The organism is Streptomyces sp. NPDC025784 (assembly GCF_055558435.1).
In genome coordinates this window covers 145,024-166,184 of the sequence record NZ_JBVHMN010000002.1, presented here as the reverse complement: position 1 = coordinate 166,184, position 21,161 = coordinate 145,024, and the positions used below count along the sequence as shown (strand labels likewise).

Here is a 21,161-nt window from a genome sequence, read left to right as displayed (position 1 = left end):
GTACCGTCTCATGACGGACCGTCAGTCGACAGCCCCGAGCCGCGCATGCTGTGCGGCGACCAGCTCCAGCACCGTGCGCCAGTCCTCCATGACCCCGGCGTCCAGGCCGACCACCTTGCCCGCGTCGTCGGCCTGCCGCAGGGTCACCGCGTCCTCGGCCAGCGGATCGTGTTCGAACGCGGCCGCCTCCCGCGGCGTCATCGGTCCGCCCTGGCGGGTCGGCGTCAGCGCGCTCTGCGGGGACAGGGCCCGGCCCCGTGACGTGGCGGCGAGGTAACGCTCGGCCGTCATGTGCAGGCGGACCAGGCGGGAGACCCGCTCGCCGAGCAGGGGGCGGACCGCGTCGGCGGCGTGGCCGGCATGGCCGGCGTCGTCCCCGGGCCTGATCAGGTGCCCGATGTCGTGCACCAGGCCGGCCACCTGGAGCTCCTTGTCACTGGGACGGCCGCGCCGAAGCAGCGCGGCCGTCTGCAGTGCGTGATCATGCAGATCGACGGGGTCGCCGCTGCAGTCCGGGCTGTCCCAGGCACCCCGGCAGGCGTGCAGCAGATCCATCAGCTCCTCGACGCTGCGCAGTTCCATGCGTCAGTCCTCCCGCGAGAAAAGCCGTTGCCGTGCGTCAGCAGATCATGTCCGCCTTGCGTTTCGGCCAACGGGACCTGAACTGCACGCCCGTGTTCGGAAGCGGCCCCGGTGCCGGTCCCGTCGGCCGTCGGTTCCCGAGTCGCCCATCGATGGTCGGAATTGAGCCAAATGGGTGGTGGCGAAGAGGGCATCATGTTTCAAATCGCCGCAGATCCGGGCCTGATGGGCGTCCCGCGACTTGTGACAGTAACGTTTTGTTTTCGGCCCCATCGAGCGGCCACCCGCTCATTTGGTTAATCTGTATCGGACGGACAGCCCTTCTGGTGTTCCACCCACACCCACGGTCCGTCCCGGGACAAGCCGGTCACCACGGCGTGCTCTCACACGAGTTACCGGCGCCACCGCGTCCTCTCACTGCCTTCGACTCAGACCCGAGCGGGCGTCAGGCGACCGGAGCGACGGTGGTGACGTCCCGAGGGTGACCCGACACATAAGGAGTGCGCGGTGACACCGGAGAAAGATCGCGATCAGCGCCCCAAGGAACAGACGGAGCGCACGGGCCGTGGGACCGAGAAGAAGCTCGGCAGCCTGGACGTGTGGGCCAGGTCCGCCCCGATCCGCCTCGCGGGGTACGAGGACGACCTCGCCGAGCCGCACATCCTGCCCAGCGTCGACTGACGCTCCGCGGGAGGCACGTCGCGATCACCGTCGGCATGGGCGTGCCAGACTCACGCCCATGCTGATCAGAGAAGCCGCGGCCGACGACTGGGCGAGCATCTGGCCTTTCTGGCACCGCATCGTCGCCGCCCGCGAGACCTACGCCTGGGACCCGGACACCTCCGAGGAGGCGGCCCGCGTCCTGTGGGCGGGGCCGGGCAAGCATGTGTTCGTCGCCGAGGACGACTCCGGGACGGTGGTCGGATCGGCCTACGTCGCCCCCAACTACGGCGGCCCCGCCGCCCGGATCGCGAACGCCGGTTTCATGGTCGACCCGGACCACTCGGGACGCGGCATCGGCCGCGCGCTCGCCGAGCACATCCTGGCCCAGGCCCGGTCCGACGGCTACCGGGGCATGGTCTTCAACGCCGTCGTGGAGACCAACCCCGCCGTCGGACTGTGGACTTCGCTCGGCTTCCGGATCCTCGGCACGGTGCCGGACGCGTACGAGCATGCCCGGTACGGACTGGTGGGGCTGCACATCATGTACCGGGATCTTTAGGGCCCGTCCACGTGTAACGAGACATCCAGGGCCTGTCCGGCCGGGCAGGCCCTGGGGTCGTCCGCGCCGCGGGAAGCGTCCGCGTGCTACTCCACGGGCGCGGTCCGCCGCCACGGGCGCGCCTGTTCCAGCCGGCCCGCCAGGTCGAGGAGCAGGGACTCGGAGCCGGGGCGGCCCACGAGCTGCACCGCGCACGGAGCGCCGCCCGGCAGCGTGCCGAAGGGCACCGACATCGCCGGCCAGCCGGTCAGGTTCCACGGCGGAGTCATCGGCGAACAGGCGCTGTTGGCCAGCAGATTGCGCAGCCAGCCCCGCTCGTGCCAGGCCGCGGCGGCCGGACCGCGCCGGGCGAGCGCCGGTGTGAGCAGGACGTCGTGCTCCTCGAAGAACGGCTCCAGGCGCCGGCGCAGCTCCTCGCGGCGCCCGCTGGTGCGCACCCCGGCCACGAAGCGGCGTCCCACGGCGGCGTGCACACGGGTGCGCCGGGTGAGCCGGCGCGGGTCGAGGTCCTCTGCGTCCACGGCGGTACCCGCCGTCCAGTGCGCGAGCGAGGTCGTGCCCAGCCACAGGGGGTACGGCGGCTCGGCGGGCCGCACCTGGTGGCCCGCACCGGCCAGCGCCTCCGCGGCCTGCCGGGCCGCGGTCGTATACGGCCGGGTGACGCGAATTCCGGCCAGCGGACTGCGCACGGAGAGGGCGACCTTCCGGGCGGTGGTGTCCCCGGGCTCTGCCGCCCCGCCGTCGGCGAGGACCGAGAACATCAGTCGCGCGTCCTCCACCGTCGTCGCCAGCGGGCCGTTCTCCGACATGCCGAACCAGTCGCCGTGGCCGATGTCCGCCGGGATCACCCCGTGGCCCGGCTTCAGACCGATGAGACCGCAGTGGGCGGCCGGGATGCGCAGTGACCCCATGCCGTCGTTGCCGAGGGCGATCGGCACCATCCCGGCGGCGACCGCGGCGGCGCTGCCGCCCGACGAGCCGCCCGCCGTGCGCGCGGTGTCCCACGGGTTGCGGGCGGTGCCGTGCACGCCGTCGGTGGTGCCGAAGACACAGAGTTCGGGCACGTTCGTCAGGCCCACGACCACGGCGCCCGCCGCACGCAGCCGGGCCACCGTCACATGGTCGTGGGCCGCGGCCGTGTCCGGGGTCGCGGCGGAGCCGTTGCGGTTCGACTCGCCCTGTACCGCGAGGTTGTCCTTGACCGCCACGGGCACGCCCGCGAGGGGGAGTCCGTCGAGGTCCCGCGCGGCCAGCGCCTCGGCCTCCGCGAGGGCGGACCCGGTCCGGACGGTGCGGAACGCGCCGATCGCGCCGTCGAGGCGTTCGATCCGCGCGAGGTGCTCGGCCGTCACCTCGCGGGGTGTGACCCGCTTCTCGCGAACGGCTGCGGCGATCTCGGCGGCGGTCCGGCCGACCCAGGTGGTCACGGGCGCTCCTAGGGCTCGTACGTGTGCGTCTCGTGGTGCGCGTGCGCGCTTCCCGGTGCTCGTGCGCGAACGCTCACCCGAACTCGCGCACACGGGGCGTTCCCCGCACGTCGACGAGTCCGTACTCGTGAGTAGTGCGAGGAGCACTCTGCCCGCGCCGGGGCGCCGCGTCGAGAGGTATCGCCTCCCGGACCTGCGCCGCGAACCTCGTGGACAGCGGTGGCGCAGCCCTCATGTGTGTCCGACGGTCGGGAGATCATCCGATCACTACTCCAACTTCCGGTCCTGCACGCCCCATTGACAGCTTTTTGCGGCGCATCAATCATCAGACATCCGATGAATGGAGCCGCTCATGAGCATGCATCCAAGACGTCAGGTACTGGGGGCCGCTGCGGGCGCCGCCGCCGCGGCCGCCCTTCCCCTCGCCGGCCCGGCACACGCAGGGACCGCGGAACAGGGACACCCCGAGCCGGCCGGGGCGGCCGGCGAGGCAGCCGCGGACCAGTGGGTCACGGTCCCCGATCCGCTCCCCGTCCCGCTCGACGCGCACTTCGACAACGACGGCCTCGACACCGCCGCGGCACGCGGCGGGAACTTCGACGGCTCCGGCTACACCTTCCCGGGTGAGGAGCTCCCGGCCGGCCCCGTCGAGGTGAACGGCATCGCCTTTCGGTTCCCCTCCTCCGGCGCGGGCGCCCAGAACAACGTGGTCGCCCTCGGGCAGCGCATCGACCTGCCCAAGGGGCGCTACCTGTCCGCCCTGTTCCTCACCGCGGGCAGCTACGGCAACGCCTCGGGCCAGGCCACCGTGCACTACGCCGACGGCTCCACGACGAGCGCCGGACTCGGCGGCTCCGACTGGTACGCGGGGGGCGGTTCCCTGTCGGCGCCGTACCGCTACAAGCCGGACGGCACCAAGGACGCGCACCCCGTCGGGATCGGCACGGCGGAGGTCTGGATGGACCCGCAGCGCGAGGCCGTCGCGCTGACCCTGCCCACCACCAACCCCGCCGAGGCGAACAAGACCTCCCTGCACGTGTTCGCCCTGTCCCTGCAACCGGCCGCCCAGGGGCGGGCCCTGGCCCTGCGGGACGCGCACTCCACCGTCTCGCTCCTGGAGTCCAGCGGAGCCCAGAGCGTCGAGGCCACCGTCGTCAACGCCGGCTCGGTCACCCTCCTCGCCGCGGACCGGGTGACCGTCGATGTCGACGTAGCGGGCGCCCGCACCGTCGAGCCCGCGCACGTGACCCGCCTCGACCCCGGCGAGCAGGCACGCGTCAGGGTCGGCATCCGCAACCGCGTGGGCACGACACCGGGAAGCGTCCGGCGGGGCACGGTCACCGCCGGCGGACGCGGCGGCCGGGCCGCCTCCACCGCCGCCGACCTCACGCTCGGGACCCCGGACTACCGGCCCACCGAAGAGTCGCTCTCCGGCCACCAGGCCCCCTACTGGTTCCACCGCGCCAAGTTCGGCATCTTCATCCACTGGGGCGTCTACTCCGTGCCCGCCTGGTCGCCCGTCGGCAAGCAGTACGCCGAGTGGTACTGGAACCACATGCAGAGCCCGGACAACGCCGTCCACGCGTACCACCGGGACACGTACGGTGAGGACTTCGCCTACGACGACTTCATCCCGATGTTCACGGCCGAACGGTTCGACCCCCGGGCCTGGGTGGAGCTGTTCCGCGACGCGGGAGCCCAGTACCACGTGCTGACCTCGAAGCACCACGAGGGATTCGCCCTGTGGGACACCAAGGTCGCCGACCGCAACGCGGTGCGGATGGGCCCGAAGCGCGATCTGGTCCGCGAACTCTTCGACGCCTCCGAGCGGTTCACGCCGGAACTGCACCGGGGCCTGTACTTCTCCATGCCCGAGTGGTTCAACCCCGACAACCCCTGGATGGGTCACGCCCCGCGCAATCCGTACACCCAGGAGCCCGTCCCGTACACCGGATACACGGCGGGCAAAGACTATGTGAAGGACTATCAGGCCCCGCAGATGCTGGAGCTGATCCACGGCTACGACCCGTCCCTGCTGTGGTGCGACATCGGCGGCGCCAACGACAGCCTGAACGTGCTCGCGGAGTACTTCAACCACGGCAAGAACCGCCCGCAGCCGTACGAGGTGGCCGTCAACAACCGTGCGGGCATCGGCTTCCACGACTTCACGACACCCGAGTACACGACGTACGAGAACACCGTCGTCGCCAAGTGGGAGTCCAGCAGGGGACTCGACCCGTTCAGCTACGGCTACAACCGGGCCACGCCGGACGCCGAGTACATGACCGCGGAGGAGGTCGTCCGCAGCCTCGTCGACATCGTCTCGAAGAACGGCAACTTCCTGCTCGACATCGGCCCGCGCGCCGACGGCACCATTCCGGAGATCATGCAGACCCGGCTGCGTGAGACCGGCCGCTGGCTGCGGACCAACGGTGAGGCGATCTACGACACCACGTACTGGTCGCGGATGGCGCAGCTCGGCGAGGACCTGCGGTTCACGGTGCGGCAGAACGAGGCCTTCTACATCCACTCGCTGGCCGCCCCCGGCGCCCGGCTGACCGTCGAGGCACCGGTGCCGGTCCGCTCCGGGGACAAGGTGACCATGCTGGGCCACGACCGGCCGCTGAGCTGGACCGTGCGCGACGGCGCGCTGGTGATCGACGTACCGGAGGCCGCCCGTCGGGCGGGACGGTACGTGTGGGTGTTCAAGGTGGACTGGCAGGTGTAGCGGGCGGGGGAGCGGGGCCCGGGATGCGCCGGGCCCCGCGGAGGCCGACATTGGAAGCACAGCCCGCGCTCACGAGGAGGACCTCACGTGACGCATCGTCCGTACGGAACCGGGCCCCCCGGCATCCGCCCCGGTGAGCCCCGGCGACCGCCGTCGTCATGAGCCCGGACCGGCACGACCCCGCACCGTCGCACGTGACGGCGCCGCCACCCCTGTCCGGGGCGGCCTTCCGGTCCCTGTACGACCGGCTGCGCGCCCAGGCCCTCGCCGGCGGCACGGACCGCCTGCGCGGAACGCTGAGCCGCCTCACACCCGAACGCGTGGTGGCCGCCGCGGCCGGGGTCCGGTCCGGACGCACCGTGTCGCTCGCCGCTCCCGTCGAGACCTGCCCGGGCCCGGACGACCCGCACCCGGCGACCCACTCGATGATCGCCCCGGCGGACGGGGACGCCGACGGGCACGGACTCCGGTTCGCCCTCGACAGATTCGCCATGAACGTGCACGGCGACGCCGACAGCCACCTGGACGCGCTGTGCCATGTGATCTTCGGCGGTGAGCTCTACGGCGGTGTCCCGGCGAGCACCGTGACACCCGACGGTGCCGGCGTGCTGACGGTGGACCTCGTGCGGGACGGCATCGTCGGCCGCGGGGTCCTCCTGGACATCCCGCGTCTGCGGGGCGTGCCGTGGCTCGACCCCGGCGACGCGGTGACCGCCGACGAACTGGCGGCCGCCGAGGCCGCCCAGGATGTCACGGTCGGCCCGGGCGACCTGCTGTTCGTGCGCGTGGGGCACCGCCTGCGGCGTCGCAGCCTCGGTCCCTGGGACGCGGCACGGGCACGTGCGGGCCTGCATCCGAGCGCGATGGACTTCCTGGCCGAGCGGGGCGTCGCCGCCCTCGGATCGGACGGCAACAACGACACGGCCCCGAGCGTGGTGGCCGACGTCGCGTTCCCCGTCCACGTACTGGCCGTGCAGGCCATGGGAATGCACCTCATGGACTACCTGGACTTCGAGGAACTCGTGCCGGTGTGCGAGGAGTCGGGCCGCCGGCACTTCCTGTGCGTGGTCGCGCCCCTGCGGCTGCCGTCGGCGACGGGCTCTCCGGTGAACCCCATCGCCGTCCTGTGACGGACGGGGCCCGACGGCGCTCCGGGTGCCGCGCCGACGCGGGCCGTATATGTTCGAAGAGGGGAGGACCGAGGCGGACGGCACCGCTCCGAGACCGCACGAGCGAGGACGGTGGTCGCCGTGGGCGACTTCCCCCACTATGACGTCATCATCATCGGCACCGGCGCCGGCGGCGGCACGCTCGCCCACCGGCTCGCCCCCTCCGGCAAACATGTCCTCGTCCTCGAACGCGGCGACTACCTGCCGCGCGAACGTGACAACTGGGACTCGACGGCCGTGTTCGTCAAGGGCAAGTACCGGGCGCCGGAATTCTGGCTCGACAAGGACGGCAACGAGTTCCCGCCCGAGGTCAATTACTACGTCGGCGGCAACACCAAGTTCTACGGCGCCGCGCTGTTCCGGCTGCGTCCGGAGGACTTCGGGGAACTGCGCCACCACGACGGCGTCTCTCCCGCCTGGCCGATCCGCTACGAGGACCTGGAGCCGTACTACACCGAGGCCGAACACCTCTACCTGGTGCACGGCCGGCACGGTGAGGACCCGTGGGAAGGCCCGTACAGCGGTCAGTACGCCTACCCTCCGGTCGAACACGAGCCGCGCATCCAGCAGTTGAGCGACGATCTGGAGAAGCGGGGACTGCACCCCTTCCACCTGCCGATCGGCGTCGACCTCACCCAGGACGCGAGCGGCGGGGCCACCCACTCCAGTGTCTGCATCCGCTGCAACCGGGTCGACGGCTTCCCGTGCCTGGTCCGCGGGAAGTCCGACGCCCAGGTGATCTGCGTGGAACCGGCCCTGCGGCACCCGAACGTCGAGCTCGTCACCAACGCCCGTGTGACGCGCCTGGAGACCGACCCGACGGGCCGCAGCGTCACCGCGGTGGTCGCCCAGCTTCCCGGGGCGGAACAGGCCCGCTTCTCGGGTGACATCGTGGTCGTGGCCTGCGGGGCGGTCAACTCCGCGGTCCTGCTGCTGCTCTCGGCCAACGACCGGCACCCGGGCGGACTGGCGAACAGCTCGGACGTGGTCGGCCGGCACTACATGCGCCACAACAACCTTGCCCTGATGGCGATTTCGAAGGAACCCAACGACACCCAGTTCCAGAAGACTCTGGCCCTGCACGACTGGTATCTGGGCGCGGACGACTGGGACTACCCCCTCGGGGGAATCCAGATGCTCGGCAAGTCGGACGCCGAGCAGATCCACGGCGAGGCCCCGCGGTGGGCCGGGGCGGTCGCACCGGACATGCCGTTCGAGGTCCTCGCCCATCACGCCGTCGACTTCTGGCTGTGCGGAGAGGACCTTCCGCAGCCCGGCAACAGGGTCTCCCTGGACACCGACGGCCGTATCCGGCTGACACTCGACGAGAAGAACAACATCGCCGGTCTCGACCGCCTGCGGCACAAGCTCCAGCACATGCTCGGCCACTTGGGCATGCGCGAGCACCATCTGCTGCCCCACAGCATCTACCTGCACAAGGGCATGCCCATCGGTGCCACCGCCCACCAGGCGGGCACCGTGCGGTTCGGCGACGACCCGGCGTCCTCCGCCCTGGACGTCAACTGCAAGGCTCACGAACTCGACAACCTCTATGTCGTGGACACGAGCTTCTTCCCGAGCATCGGCGCGGTCAACCCGTCCCTGACGGCCATCGCCAACGCCCTCCGGGTCGGCGACCACATCGTCGAGCGGCTGTCCTGAAGCACCGCCGGCGCCCCGCCGCCGACCGGGCGATGTTCCTCAGCCGCCCAGCGCAACACAGCGGCTCCCGACATGCGCGCACGCGTTCACGGTGATCGTCTGACGCCCGAGATCTCCGGGCCGCGGCCCGGAGACCGGGTCCCGTGATCGAGGAGACAGTCATCGTGAGTTCCGAGGGCGCACCTCAGGGCGTGGTCCCCGCCCACCTGCTCAAGGGTCAGAAGGCGCTGGTGACCGGAGCCAACTCCGGGATCGGCCGGGCCACGGCCGTCGCTCTGGGCCGCGCGGGAGCGGACGTGGTCGTGAACTACGTGGCCGGCGCCGAGGAAGCCGAGAAGGTGGTCGAGGAGATCACCGCCTTCGGGGTGCGGGCGGCGGCCTACGAGGCGGACGTCTCCGACGAGGACCAGGTCGTCGCCATGACGGACCGGATGGTCGAGGAGTTCGGCACCATCGACATCCTGGTCGCCAACGCCGGGCTGCAGCGTGACTCCGCCTTCACCGAGATGACCGTCGCCCAGTGGCAGAAGGTGCTGGACGTCAACCTCACCGGCCAGTTCCTCTGTGCCCGGGAGGCGACGAAGGAGTTCCTGCGTCGCGGCGTCGTCCCCGAGGTGTCACGCGCCGCAGGGAAGATCATCTGCATGAGCTCGGTGCACCAGATCATCCCGTGGGCCGGGCACGTCAACTACGCCTCCTCCAAGGGCGGCGTACAGATGATGATGCAGACGCTGGCCCAGGAACTCGCCCCGAAGAAGATCCGGGTGAACGCGGTCGCCCCCGGCGCCATCAAGACCCCCATCAACCGCAGCGCCTGGGAGACACCTCAGGCCCGCGAGGACCTCCTGCGGCTGATCCCGTACGACCGCATCGGCGACCCCGAGGACATCGCCTGCGCGGTCGTCGCCCTCGCCTCGGACCTCATGGACTACGTCGTGGGCACCACCGTCTACGTGGACGGCGGGATGACCCTCTTCCCCGGCTTCGCCACCGGCGGCTGACACCCCTCGCGTCGGCCCTGGAGAGACTCACATGCACATCGCTGTCGCCCTGCTGACGGACGCGCCGGCGCAGATGCTCCCGGCCAGATCGATGATGGCCTTCACCCTGGCCTCGCACATCATCCTCGTGCCGCTGGGCGTGGCGCTGCCCCTGATCACGCTCGTCATGCACGGCTACGGGCTGCGCCGCGCCGACCCGGACGCACTGCTGCTGGCGCGGCGGTGGTCCGCGGTCATGGCGGTCCAGTTCGCCATCGGGGTCGTCACCGGCACCGTGCTGTCCTTCGAGTTCGGGCTGCTGTGGCCCGGCATCATGGGCCGGTGGGGCGATGTGTTCGGCATCGGGTTCGGCGTCGAGGCATGGGCCTTCTTCCTCGAAGCCGTACTCATCGCGATCTATCTCTACGGCTGGCGAAGGCTTCCGTCGCGCACCCACTTCCTGCTCGGCCTGCCCCTGCCCTTCGCGGCCCTGCTGGGCGCCTTCGGCATCCTGGCCGCCAACTCCTGGATGAACACCCCGCGGGGCTTCACCCTCGACTCCGCGGGCAACCCGACCGACGTGAAGATCTGGAAGGCGATCTTCACGCCGATGTTCGGCCCGCAGTACTGGCATTTCGTCGTCGCGATGTTCGTGACGGCGGGTTACGTCGTGGCCGGCGTCTACGCGGTCGGTTGGCTGCGCGGACGCCGCGACCGGTATCACCGGCTCGGCTTCACCGTCCCGTTCACGGTGGCCGCGGTCCTCACGCCGGTGCAGTTCGTGCTCGGCGACTCCATCGCCCGCCAGGTGTTCCACAAGCAGCCGGTGAAGTTCGCCGCCATGGAGATCGTCTGGGACACCGACACCCATGTGCCGGAGTACCTGTTCGGCCGGCTGCACCCCGACGGCACGGTCTCCGGCGGCATCAAGATCCCCCAACTCGACTCGATCCTCGCCGGTTTCCGCCCCGACACGAAGGTGACCGGACTGACCTCCGTCCCCGCGAGCGACCGGCCCACCGCCGCCCAGGCCACCATCACGCACTTCGCGTTCGACGTCATGGTCTTCATCGGCTCACTGCTGCTCCTGCTCGCCCTCTGGTACGGCGTCCTGTGGCTGTGGCGCCGCCGGCTGCCCACCTCCCCGTGGTTCTTCCGCGGCGCGGCGTGCGCGGGCGTGGCCTCCGTCGTCGCCGTCGAATGCGGCTGGATCACCACCGAGGTGGGTCGCCAGCCCTGGATCGTGTACGAGAACATGCGGGTCGCCGAGGCGGTCACGTCGACGCGTTCCACCGGCCTGTGGATCACCTTCGGCATCGTCGTCGCGGCGTACGTCTTCGTCTTCGGGTCGTTCCTGGTGGTGCTGCTCAAGATGCGGACCCGCTGGCGCCTCGCCGACGAGCGCTCCGGCCCCGCCACATCCGTGGAGACGCCGGAGACGGACACCCCGTACGGGCCGCGGTCCGCGGTCGCGGCGGCCGACACCTCCCGCACCGGTGGCGACGGACCCTCCTCCGCCGGGGGAGGCCGACCGTGATCGCCGGAGTCGTCGCCGTCGTCCTGCTGCTCGTGATCACCGCCTACGCCTGCGCCGGGGGCACCGACTACGGAGCCGGTTTCTGGGACCTGACCGCGGGAGGGGCCGAACGCGGCAAGCGCCCCCGCCTGCTCATCGACCACGCGATGGCCCCCGTATGGGAGGTCAACAACGTCTGGCTCATCTTCGTGCTGGTCATCATGTGGACGGGGTTCCCTGTCTTCTTCCAGCAGGTGTTCACGGCGATGTGGCTTCCCCTGGCACTGGCCGCGGTCGGCACCGTCCTGCGCGGCGCCGGCTTCGCCCTGCGCAAACCCAGCCGGCGGCTGGCCGGCCGCCGGCTGTACGGCGCCGTGTTCGCCGTCTCCTCGCTGCTGACGCCGTTCTTCCTCGGTGCCGCGGCCGGAGGAGTGGCCTCGGGACGGGTGACGGCGGGGACCATGGCGGCGACCGAGGCGTGGGCCAACCCCACCTCGCTCCTGTTCGGTCTCCTCGCCGTCGCCACGACGGCCCTGCTCGGAGGTGTCTTCCTGGCGGCGGACGCCCGGCGCTTCGACGCCCCCGATCTCGACGGCTACTTCCGGCGGCGGGCCCTGGGCGCCCTGGCCGCGGTCGCCGTCCTCGCCCTGGTCACGCTCTTCGTCACCCATGGCGACGCCCCCCACCTGTGGCACGGGCTCACGCACGGCGTCGGCCTGTTCTTCGTCGTCGTGGCCGCACTGAGCACGCTCACGACGGCATGGCTGCTGATGCGTCCCTCCGGGGTCTGGGCCCGGGTGAGCGCCGTCATCGTGGTCGCGTCGTCCGTCATCGCCTGGGGCATGGCACAGCGCCCCTACCTCATTCCGACGTCGATGACGATCGCCGAGGGCGCGGGTGCGCACACCACGCTGCGCTGGCTGACGTTCGTCACCCTCGTCGCGGTCCTGCTGATCATCCCCGCGGTCGCCCTGCTCTACTGGCTGGACACCCAGGGCGAACTGGAGGGCCTCACCGACGTCGATCTGCGTCGCGGCGGCAGCGGTGACGAGGGCTGACCGCATGGCGGCCACGCACCGGGCACGCGGAGGAGCGACGCCGCGATGACCGAGGACGACATCCTGCTCGGCACAGGTCTGACCGTCCTGCTCGCCGTGGGCTCCCAGATCTTCGCGAGCCGGCTGCGGATCCCGGCCCTGATCGTGCTGCTGCCCGTCGGATTCGCCGCCGGAGTCCTCACCGACGTGATCCACCCCGACCAGCTCCTCGGAGAGGCATTCTCACCACTGGTGTCGCTGTCGGTGGCGATCATTCTCTACGACGCCGGTCTCGGGCTGGACCTGCGCCATCTCAAGGGCGCCACGCGCAAGGTCGTCGTACGGCTCATGGTGACCGGTGTGCTGCTCACCTGGGGAACCGTCCTGGCGCTGGGGCCCGCCCTGCTCGGTGTGCCCCTGGCCGTGGCCAGCGTGATCGGCGTCGTCCTCGTGGTGTCCGGACCGACCGTGGTCGGCCCGCTGCTCGACCACGTCAGGCCGTCGGACAAGGTGCGGCGGATCCTGGTGTGGGAAGGGTCCCTGATCGATCCCGTCGGGGGCATCCTCGGCGCCGTCGCCCTGCACTCCATCGTCTCCGGCGGTCTCCAGGCCGGTCATTTCCGCTTCGGTTCGTTCGTCGCCGGCATCGCCGTCGGACTGGCCGGCGGCGCGGTCGGCGCCGCACTGCTGTGGTTCACCCTGCGCGTGCTCCGTCTCGGCGAGACGCTCGGCACGCTCGCCCAGCTGGGCACCGTCGTCGTGGTGGCCGCGGGCTGCGACATGGTGTTCGCCGACACCGGGCTCATCGCCGCGATCATCGCGGGGCTGACGGTCGCGAACCTTCCCGGCTTCGACCTGCCCGCCCGCCGGCCGTTCTTCGAGACGCTCGTCCAGCTGATCATCGGCCTGCTGTTCATCTCCATCTCGGCCACGGTGGCGCCGAAGGCGGTTCTCCCGGTCCTGCTGCCCACACTCGTGCTCGTCGCCGTGCTCGTCCTCGTGGTCAGACCGCTGATCGCCCTGGTGTCCACCGCCGGGACGGACGTCGTCGCGCCCGAGCGCGCCTTCATCGGCTGGCTGGCTCCGCGCGGCATCGTCGCGGCGTCCACCGCCACGACGTTCTCCGCCTCGCTCGCCGCCGCCGGCCTGCGGGGCGCGGACAGGATCCTCCCCGTCACCTTCCTGGTGATCGTCGGGACGGTCGTGGTCTACGCGCTGACGGTGCGACCGGTGGCCACGAAGCTCGGCATCGCCCGCCCCGAGCGCGCCCGCCCGCTGCTGGTGGGCGGCACCCCGTGGGTGGTCGATCTCGCCCGGACACTGCGCGGTGCGGGACTCGACGTGCTGATGTGGGCCGGATCCGTCCAGGACAGGAGCCGCATCGAGGAAGCCGGGATCGAGCTGGCCGCCGGCGAACTCATGTCCGCGGCCACCGATCCGCAGGCGCGGCTGGAGGGCGTCACATCGCTCTACCTGCTCACGGACGACGACGATTTCAACGCGCTGGCCTCGATCGTCATGGCGGACAGTGTCGAGGGCTCGGTCCACCGCATCGGCCCGCCCCCCGACAGCCGGGGCGTCGTCGCCCCCTACACCGTCGGTGACACGCTCTTCGGCCCGGAACTCGTCCGCCACGCCGTGGCGACCCGCTACGCGCAGGGCGCCCGGTTCCACGTGTGGCCCGCCGCGGACCCGCCTCCGCCGGGCCACGAGACCCTGTTCGTGGTACGGCGCGACGGGCGGCTGGAACCGGTCACCCGGGCACAGCCGGTCACCGCCGTGGCCGGTGACGCACTCGTCCTGCTCGGCCCCGCGCCGGTGTCGGACGCACCGGTGCACGGCTGACCGACTCCGGTCACCGCCGGTCGAGCGACGCGTTCAGCGTGATGGCGGTGTCGATGAGCGCGAGATGTGTGAACGCCTGCGGAAAATTGCCGAGTTGACGGCCTGTCAGGTCGATCTCCTCGGCGTACAGGCCCAGGTGGTTGGCGTACCCCAGCATCTTCTCGAACACCAGCCGGGCCCGGTCGGTCCGCCCGGCGCGTGCCAGCGCGTCGACGTACATGAACGTGCACAGCGAGAAGGTGCCCTCCGTGCCGCGCAGCCCGTCGGGCGAGGCCGCGGGATCGTAGCGGTAGACCAGACTGTCGCTGACCAGCTCCCGGTCCATGGCGTCGAGGGTCGAGATCCACAGTGGGTCCTCGGGGGTGATGAACCCCACCGTCGCCATGCGCAGCAGTGAGGAGTCGAGCACCTCGCCGCCGTAGTGCTGGACGAAGGCCCGGCGTTCCTCGCTCCACCCCTCGGTCATGACCTGCTCGTAGATGTCGTCGCGCTCTCTGTGCCAGCGTGCCGCCGCGGCGGGCCGGCCGTTCGACTCGGCGAGCCTGAGAGCGCGGTCGAAGGCCACCCATGACATCACTCGGCCGTACGTGTAGTTCTTGCGTCCGCCACGGCTCTCCCACAGACCGTCGCCCGCCTGGTCCCAGTGGTCGGCCAGCCAGTCGAGGTTCGTCAGCAGCGACGTCCAACCGTGGTGCCCCAGCTGGATTCCGTGCCGGTCCGCGAAGTGGATGCTGTCCAGCGCCTCGCCGTAGATGTCCAGCTGGAGCTGGGTGGCGGCGCCGTTGCCGATCCGCACCGGCGCGGAGCCCGCGTAGCCCTCCCAGTGGTCGAGAATCTGTTCCTCCAGGTCGGAGGAGCCGTCGACCTTGTACATGATGTTGAGCGGTCCGGAGTCCCCGTCACTGCCGGCCCGCTCCTTGACCCGGTTGCCCAGCCACACCATGAAGGCCTTGGCCTCCTCGGTGAAACCCAGTCCCAGCAGGGCGTACACGGAGAAGGCGGCGTCACGGATCCAGGTGAAGCGGTAGTCCCAGTTGCGCTCGCCGCCCAGCTGTTCGGGGAGCGCCGCCGTCGGGGCGGCCACCAGCGCGCCGCTGGGGGCGTAGGTCATCAGCTTCAGCGTGATCGCGGAGCGTTCGACCGCCTCCCGCCAGCGTCCCGAGTACCGCGACTGCCCCATCCAGGAACGCCAGAACGCGACGGTGTCGTCGAACAGCCGCTGGTACTCGGCGAGAGGGAAGGCATGGGGAGGCCCGTCGGCGTTCCACTCCAGGATCAGCCCGCGCTGCTGGCCCGCTCGCAGGGTCAGTGAGAAGTGCAGGTCGTCCTGTCGGTCGATGAGGACGTCGAGCATCCGTTCGTCCTCCGGTTCGCGTATGGAGTGCACGGTGAGCTCCGTGCCGTCCTCCGCGGCGAACACCGCTCCGTGCTCGGTGATGTGCAAGCGGTGGGCCTTGCGGCCGTAGTCGAACCGCGGGGCGATCTCGACGTCGAACGTCATGCTTCCGCGTACGCAGCGGACCATGCGGACCAGCCGGTGGCGGGACGTGACCGTCCTCCCCGTCACGGGCATGAAGTCGATCACCTCGCCGGCGCCCGCCTCGGTCATGAACCGGGTCACCAGGACCGCCGTGTCGGGGAGGTACAACTGCCGGGTCGCGTACGTCGCATGTATCGGGCGCACCGTGCAGTGCCCGCCCTTCTCCTTGTCCAGGAGTGCGCCGAACACGCTGGGGGAGTCGAACCGCGGGACGCAGAACCAGTCGACCGTACCGTCGGCGGTCACCAGCGCCGCGGTCTGCAGGTCGCCCAGCAGGCCGTGGTTCTCGATCATCGGGTAGTCGTCCATCGGCGCGCCCTTCCGGTACGGGATCCACCCGAACGCACCCCCCTGATCAGCCTAAGTCGAGGGACGGACTCCGTCCCGCTGGGGCAGGAGCGTGGCAGGACGGGCGGGGCCCGGCCGGGGCGCCGCCCTCCCGCGCCGGTGCGCCCCGGCGCACCTGCGCGGACGCTACGGACGCCCGGCGGTCCTGCGGGCGACACGGCGCCACAGACGACGCTGGAGACGCAGGGTGAGCACCCCGACGCCCACGAGAACGACCACGTTGAGCAGCAGCTGGAGCAGCGACCCCCGCGCCTGGCGCCATTCGGCGAAGGCGACCGAGACGGCGATGTCGGAGGCGGCGGGAATCGTCGTCACGGAGATGAACACCCCGAGCAGGGCGCTGCCGCGCGCCTCGGTCAGCGAGACGATCCCGACGACGCCGGCGAGGAAGGCGACGACGACGGAGAAGAAGTCGGGTGTGTCGATGAGGTGGGAGACCGGTCGCAGACCCAGCTCGTAGGCCTGGGACTGGAGGTGGGCGGCGCGCGACAGCACGGCGAAGACGAAGGTGACCGCGATGGCCAGCAGGAAACCGGCCGTCAGCGCGCGCATCCCCACCCGGACCCGGCGCCGGTTGCCCTGGTCGAGGCCGAGGGCGATGCTGGTGATCGCCCGGTACTCGGGACCGACCACCATGGCGCCCACGATGAGGATCTGCGAGTTCGTCATGATGCCGACGGCCCCGATGATCCCGGCGATGACCAGGAACAGGTAGAAGGACGGCGGGTAGGTCCCCTCGGCCCGGATGTGGGCCTCGACCGCGGCCCACAGCGGCGCGTGCGCGCCGGGCCGGGAGGACTCGATCCGCTCCGCGTCGTGCGAGAACATCAGGTCCACGCCGTCGACGGCGATCGCCCCCGCACGGTCGACGCCCAGCTCGCGCAGGTCGCCCAGCACCGCGTCGGCGGCGCCCTTCAGCACGTCGCACTCGACCGCGTCGCCGTCCGGGACACGAACCGACCGCACGACGAGCACGTTGAGGACGCGATCGTCCGAGGTGAGCAGGTCGAGCGCGGGCCGGGTCAGCGTGGCCGGCATGACCATCCGGAAGTGGATCACGTCCATCCGGGCCTCCAGCGGTCGGGAGCCGGACCGGCCACCGGTCGGGCGGGGGCCTCGTGCGTGACGGACCGTAGACGGCCGTGGTGGCCGTCCGGCGCGCGCTCCGGTACCGAACCGGTCGACCGGGCCACGGGCCCGCTACCGTTCCGCGGACACGGGTACGCGTCCGTCGTCACCCGGAGCACTCCGTGCGGCCCGGCGCGGTACGGGCGCCATCGCTCGTGCACCCGGGCTCACCGGTCCTCCCAGCCCTCGTCGCGCAGCCGTCGCCAGAGGTTCGTGCGATGCAGCACGTAGAGGGCGCCGACCAGGGAGATCACCTGCAATCCGACGGCGAGCAGCCAGAAGACCGCGCCGCTCTCCAACTCGTCCGTCAGGTAAGTGAAGTTCATGCCGAAGTACCCGGTGAGGAAGGACAGCGGCAGGAAGATGGTCGACACGATGGCCAGCCGGTTGATCACGCCGTTCTGCTCGCCGGAGACCAGGGACGTGTAGCTGGCGAAGGCGCGCCGGGTGGCGTCCTGGAGCGACTCGATGTCCTGCAGCACCAGCCTGCATCCCTGCTGGAACTCCCGGGCGAGCCGCTGGCGTTCCTCGGGGAAGGTGCTGCTCAGCATGCGCCGCGTGATGATCTCGTCCATGGTCTGGAGGTAGGGCAGCAGCGAGTGGTGCAGGAGGGCCGCTCGCCGCCGCAACTGCGAGAGACGGTAGACCTGCTCCGCGCGTCGGTTCTCGAACATCTCGTCCTCGAGGTCCTCGACCGTCAGAAGGGCCGCCACGGCGGCCCGTCGGAAGGTCTCCAGCGCCGCCTGCAGCATCAGGAACAGCACGGCCACGGCGTCGGCGGGCCTTTCCTCCGGCAGCTGCGAGGCGAGACTCTCCAGTGGCTCGACCAGCCCCCGGTGGGCCGTGATCAGGTGCCGTTCGGTGACCAGGACGTGGACATGGGCGACCCGGTCCACCAGGTACATCGGTACGACGAAGGTCGCCCGGTCCCCCTGGTACTCGGCCCGTACGGGTTGACCCTTCCTGCCGAACCAGGCGTAACGTCCGGCGTCGAGGCCGAGCTGGGGTGCGAGAGGCTCTTCGTCGGGTGCCGCTTCCTCGGGGAGCTCGACGTCGACGAGCAGGAAGGCGGACGTGGCGAGACGCTCACGTGCCTCCGTCACGTCCGTGCGCGTGACGAGTCCTTCCGGCATCGACACCACCGATACGATCATCGCCCCTCACCGTCGTCACGAAGTCCGTACGTCCCACCGTGCGCACACTCGGGCGGGCACGCACGCGGACGGAGGCAGCCGCCCCGGAGGGTGCCCCGAACGGGTGAAGTCGTGTGAAGTCGTGAGGGCGGAGGCAGGGCGCGGGCGCAGGGCGGAGAGGCCGGCACGCGGGGCGCACGCGGGACGAGCCCGGGGCGCGGGCGGCGCGGTGGGACGGGGCAGCCGGTCGGACGGCGGGCCGCCCTGGCCGGTCACGCCCCGCAGGGGCCCGTGCTGTCCCGTTCGATCAGGCGCGGCACCGGTACCTGCACGGTACGCGCCGGACCGCCGTCGAGGAGCGCGGTCAGCTCCTGCGCGGCGGTGCGCCCGAACTCCACCGTGTCCCGGGAGAGCGCGGACAGCCAGGGCTTGACCATGCGGCACAGCGCGGAGTCCTCCCACGCCACCACCGACACCTGGCCCGGCACGGAGAAGCCCAGCTCGGTGGCGGCGGCGACGCCGGCGACGGCCATCACGTCGTTGTCGTAGACGAGCGCGGTCGGCGGGGTGCCGCCCTCCAGCACGCGGCGGGTGACCGCGGCAGCCTCCGAGTCGGAGTAGTCGGTGGGCACCGAGCGGACCTCGGTCAGACCGCGCCGCTCGGCCTCCGCACGCAGCGTACGGATCCGCCGCTCGGTGTGGGCGAGCCCCGGCAGACCCGCGATGTGCACGATCCTGCGGTGGCCGAGCGAGTACAGCTCGTCGACGACCGCGGCCATCGCACCCGCGTCGTCCGCCCACACGGTCGACAGGCCGGGGTGCCGGGCGTCCGGTACGCCGCCGATCACCACGGCGGGCAGGCCCAGTTCGTCGAGCAGGTCCGGACGCGGATCGTCGACGCGCGGGTCGACCACCATCACTCCGTCCACCCGGTGCTCGGCCCACCAGCGACGGTAGACACCGCACTCGGCGTCCACGTCCTCGACCACCTGGAAGAGGAGGCCGAGATGACGCTCCGCCAGCACCTCCTGGATGCCGGAGATGAGCTGCAGGAAGAAGGAGTCGACGCCGAGCGTGTCGGCGGGGCGCGCCACCACGAGGCCGACCGTGGCCGCTCCCTCGCCGGACAGCTGGCGTGCCGCCGTGCTGGGCCGCCAGCCCAGTTGTTCGGCGACCCGGCGCACCCGGTCGCGCGTGACCTCGGAGACTCCGGGCCGGTCGTTGAGCGCGAAGGAGACCGCGCTCTCGGAGACCCCGGCACGCCGCGCGATGTCCTTCATCGTCGGCCGGCGCGCGGGTGACCGCTTGGCTGGCACCTGACCTGACCCCCCATTTCTCCGAGCGGTGCACTAATGCGCTTGAGTGATCCAACCCTAAAGCGCATTAGTGGGAACCTGCAAGTGTGTGGTGACACGGCGCTGACCTGGACTAATGCTCTGCAGATTCATTTAGTGCGCACGAATCCATTGACTTTCCCGAAGCGTGCCGGGCAAGGTCGCTGGCGCCACCTCCGCGCACCACCCGCCGACGCCGCAAGGGAGCCGTGTCACCGTGCCCATACCCCGCAGAGCCCTCGTCGCCGCCGCCGTCGCCCTCGTCCTGCCGCTGAGTGCCTGCGGCTCCGGGGACGACTCCGGCGGCTCCACGGACGCCTCCGGCAAGATCGAGGGCGACATCACCTTCCAGACCTGGAACCTGAGGGCCAACTTCAAGCCGTACTTCGAAGGCGTGATCGCCGACTTCGAGAAGAAGTACCCCGGCACCCACGTGAAGTGGATCGACCAGCCCGCGGAGGGCTACGCCGACAAGATCAGCGCCGACGCGGCCGGCGGCACCCTGCCCGACGTCGTCAACGTCTCGCCCGACCTGGTCGCGCCGCTCGCCAAGGCGGGCCTCGCGCTCGACCTCGACAAGTCCGCCGCGCAGTACAAGAAGGAGTACCTCGACGGCGCCTGGGCGAGCCACCAGATCCCGGGGATGAACGGGACGTACGCCTTCCCCTGGTACCTCAACACCGGGCCGCTGTTCTACAACAAGTCGCTCTTCAAGGAGGCCGGGCTCGACGCCTCCAAGCCGCCCACCACGTACGACGAACTCTTCACCGAGGCGCTCCAGCTGGCGAAGAAGAGCGACGGCAAGGTCGCCACGCTCGCCAACGTGCCCACCATCGAGGACTTCGGCCGCTATGGCGTCGAGCTCATGAACAAGCAGGGCACCGGCTTCGCCTTCAACGACGCCAAGGGCGTCGAACTCCTCACGAAGTACAAGGAGTTGTACGACGCCAAGGCGCTCGACCCGCAGGCCCTGACGGCGACCCCCGAGTCGTCCGGCAAGAAGTTCCTCACCGGAGCCGTCGCCATGAACCCGGGCAGCGCGCTGGACCTCGGAAACTTCAAGAAGCAGGCGCCGAACCTGTACAGGAACATCGGCATCACGGACCAGATCACCAGCACCGGCAAGGTGAACATGTACGTGATGGGCGTGATGGTCAACGCGCGCACCAAGCACACGCCGGCCGCCGTCGCGTTCGCGCACTACGTCACCGACGCGCAGAACCAGATGTCCTTCGCCAAGAAGGTCGCGATCTTCCCGAGCACGGCCGGATCGCTCGACGACCCCTACTTCACCAAGGAGGACGGGACCGACGAGACGCGGGTGCGCATCGCCGCCGCCAAGTCCCTGAAGAACGCGGTGAACTACACACCGGTCCTGTTCAGCGAGCAGATGAAGACGGCGCTGCGCAACGAGGTCGCCAAGGCGCTGCAGGGCAAGGAGAGCCCCAAGGCGGCACTTGACAACGCTGTCAAGGCCTCCGACCGGCTGCTCCAGCAGCAGGGCTGATCA

At 70.7% G+C, this 21,161-nt stretch carries 16 protein-coding genes; 10 read left to right on the top strand and 6 right to left on the bottom strand.

The features are described from left to right. Positions 1-21: 21 nt before the first annotated feature. The gene (locus ACZ4IF_RS06840) at positions 22-582 is read right to left on the bottom strand and encodes an HD domain-containing protein (RefSeq protein WP_467560233.1); all 561 of its coding nucleotides are present in this window, start codon (positions 580-582) and stop codon (positions 22-24) included. A gap of 507 nt (positions 583-1,089) precedes the next feature. On the opposite strand from ACZ4IF_RS06840, the gene ACZ4IF_RS06835 reads away from it, so the two are divergent. Beyond that, complete coding sequence (locus ACZ4IF_RS06835) at positions 1,090-1,263, top strand: hypothetical protein (RefSeq protein WP_467560231.1); 174 nt, start codon at positions 1,090-1,092, stop codon at positions 1,261-1,263. Positions 1,264-1,321: 58 nt separating this feature from the next. Beyond that, the gene (locus ACZ4IF_RS06830) at positions 1,322-1,804 is read left to right on the top strand and encodes a GNAT family N-acetyltransferase (protein ID WP_359487869.1); all 483 of its coding nucleotides are present in this window, start codon (positions 1,322-1,324) and stop codon (positions 1,802-1,804) included. 86 nt (positions 1,805-1,890) lie between these two features. Here the strand turns inward: ACZ4IF_RS06830 and ACZ4IF_RS06825 are convergent, their stop codons facing one another. Further along, complete coding sequence (locus tag ACZ4IF_RS06825; RefSeq protein ID WP_467560228.1) at positions 1,891-3,231, bottom strand: amidase; 1,341 nt, start codon at positions 3,229-3,231, stop codon at positions 1,891-1,893. Between the two features lie 352 nt (positions 3,232-3,583). Here ACZ4IF_RS06825 and ACZ4IF_RS06820 point away from each other — a divergent pair, with 352 nt between their 5' ends. The 7 genes from ACZ4IF_RS06820 to ACZ4IF_RS06790 all read left to right on the top strand — a co-directional run bounded on the left by ACZ4IF_RS06820 (position 3,584) and on the right by ACZ4IF_RS06790 (position 14,168). Beyond that, positions 3,584-5,959, top strand: coding sequence for an alpha-L-fucosidase (locus tag ACZ4IF_RS06820; protein WP_467560226.1), 2,376 nt, complete (start codon positions 3,584-3,586; stop codon positions 5,957-5,959). Between the two features lie 158 nt (positions 5,960-6,117). Continuing rightward, positions 6,118-7,089: a cyclase family protein gene (locus ACZ4IF_RS06815; protein ID WP_467560224.1), complete on the top strand. Its 972-nt coding sequence runs from the start codon at positions 6,118-6,120 to the stop codon at positions 7,087-7,089. A gap of 120 nt (positions 7,090-7,209) precedes the next feature. Then, positions 7,210-8,790 carry a GMC oxidoreductase gene (locus tag ACZ4IF_RS06810; protein ID WP_467560223.1) on the top strand — a complete coding sequence of 527 codons (1,581 nt, stop codon included), beginning with the start codon at positions 7,210-7,212 and terminating at the stop codon, positions 8,788-8,790. 206 nt (positions 8,791-8,996) lie between these two features. Beyond that, complete coding sequence (locus tag ACZ4IF_RS06805) at positions 8,997-9,791, top strand: SDR family oxidoreductase (RefSeq protein ID WP_467561091.1); 795 nt, start codon at positions 8,997-8,999, stop codon at positions 9,789-9,791. A gap of 31 nt (positions 9,792-9,822) precedes the next feature. Continuing rightward, positions 9,823-11,307 (top strand): cytochrome ubiquinol oxidase subunit I, encoded by a 1,485-nt coding sequence (locus tag ACZ4IF_RS06800; protein ID WP_467560221.1) that lies wholly within the window; start codon positions 9,823-9,825, stop codon positions 11,305-11,307. Continuing rightward, positions 11,304-12,344 carry a cytochrome d ubiquinol oxidase subunit II gene (locus tag ACZ4IF_RS06795; RefSeq protein ID WP_467560219.1) on the top strand — a complete coding sequence of 347 codons (1,041 nt, stop codon included), beginning with the start codon at positions 11,304-11,306 and terminating at the stop codon, positions 12,342-12,344. Before ACZ4IF_RS06800 ends, ACZ4IF_RS06795 begins: the two co-directional genes overlap by 4 nt. A 45-nt stretch (positions 12,345-12,389) precedes the next feature. After that, entirely contained in the window at positions 12,390-14,168 is a 1,779-nt protein-coding gene (locus ACZ4IF_RS06790) for a cation:proton antiporter (protein ID WP_467560217.1), read from the top strand. A gap of 10 nt (positions 14,169-14,178) precedes the next feature. Here ACZ4IF_RS06790 and ACZ4IF_RS06785 read toward each other — a convergent pair whose 3' ends face one another. The 4 genes from ACZ4IF_RS06785 to ACZ4IF_RS06770 form a co-directional block, all read right to left on the bottom strand. Continuing rightward, the gene (locus ACZ4IF_RS06785; RefSeq protein WP_467560215.1) at positions 14,179-16,017 is read right to left on the bottom strand and encodes a glycoside hydrolase family 15 protein; all 1,839 of its coding nucleotides are present in this window, start codon (positions 16,015-16,017) and stop codon (positions 14,179-14,181) included. 165 nt (positions 16,018-16,182) lie between these two features. Next, positions 16,183-17,121 (bottom strand): DUF389 domain-containing protein, encoded by a 939-nt coding sequence (locus ACZ4IF_RS06780; RefSeq protein WP_467560213.1) that lies wholly within the window; start codon positions 17,119-17,121, stop codon positions 16,183-16,185. A gap of 230 nt (positions 17,122-17,351) precedes the next feature. Continuing rightward, positions 17,352-18,338 carry a magnesium transporter CorA family protein gene (locus ACZ4IF_RS06775; RefSeq protein ID WP_467560211.1) on the bottom strand — a complete coding sequence of 329 codons (987 nt, stop codon included), beginning with the start codon at positions 18,336-18,338 and terminating at the stop codon, positions 17,352-17,354. A gap of 251 nt (positions 18,339-18,589) precedes the next feature. Further along, positions 18,590-19,633, bottom strand: a complete 1,044-nt coding sequence (locus ACZ4IF_RS06770) for a LacI family DNA-binding transcriptional regulator (protein WP_095938139.1) — start codon at positions 19,631-19,633, stop codon at positions 18,590-18,592. Positions 19,634-19,868: 235 nt separating this feature from the next. On the opposite strand from ACZ4IF_RS06770, the gene ACZ4IF_RS06765 reads away from it, so the two are divergent. After that, positions 19,869-21,158: an ABC transporter substrate-binding protein gene (locus ACZ4IF_RS06765; RefSeq protein WP_095937998.1), complete on the top strand. Its 1,290-nt coding sequence runs from the start codon at positions 19,869-19,871 to the stop codon at positions 21,156-21,158. The last annotated feature ends 3 nt before the right edge of the window (positions 21,159-21,161 follow it).

Coding starts and splice junctions, on each gene's coding strand:
- ACZ4IF_RS06815 (WP_467560224.1), top strand. CDS start 6,118: ATGAGCCCGGACCGGCACGACCCCGCACCGTCGCACGTGACGGCGCCG.
- ACZ4IF_RS06785 (WP_467560215.1), bottom strand. CDS start 16,017: ATGGACGACTACCCGATGATCGAGAACCACGGCCTGCTGGGCGACCTG.
- ACZ4IF_RS06820 (WP_467560226.1), top strand. CDS start 3,584: ATGAGCATGCATCCAAGACGTCAGGTACTGGGGGCCGCTGCGGGCGCC.
- ACZ4IF_RS06840 (WP_467560233.1), bottom strand. CDS start 582: ATGGAACTGCGCAGCGTCGAGGAGCTGATGGATCTGCTGCACGCCTGC.
- ACZ4IF_RS06775 (WP_467560211.1), bottom strand. CDS start 18,338: ATGATCGTATCGGTGGTGTCGATGCCGGAAGGACTCGTCACGCGCACG.
- ACZ4IF_RS06780 (WP_467560213.1), bottom strand. CDS start 17,121: ATGGACGTGATCCACTTCCGGATGGTCATGCCGGCCACGCTGACCCGG.
- ACZ4IF_RS06830 (WP_359487869.1), top strand. CDS start 1,322: ATGCTGATCAGAGAAGCCGCGGCCGACGACTGGGCGAGCATCTGGCCT.
- ACZ4IF_RS06800 (WP_467560221.1), top strand. CDS start 9,823: ATGCACATCGCTGTCGCCCTGCTGACGGACGCGCCGGCGCAGATGCTC.
- ACZ4IF_RS06790 (WP_467560217.1), top strand. CDS start 12,390: ATGACCGAGGACGACATCCTGCTCGGCACAGGTCTGACCGTCCTGCTC.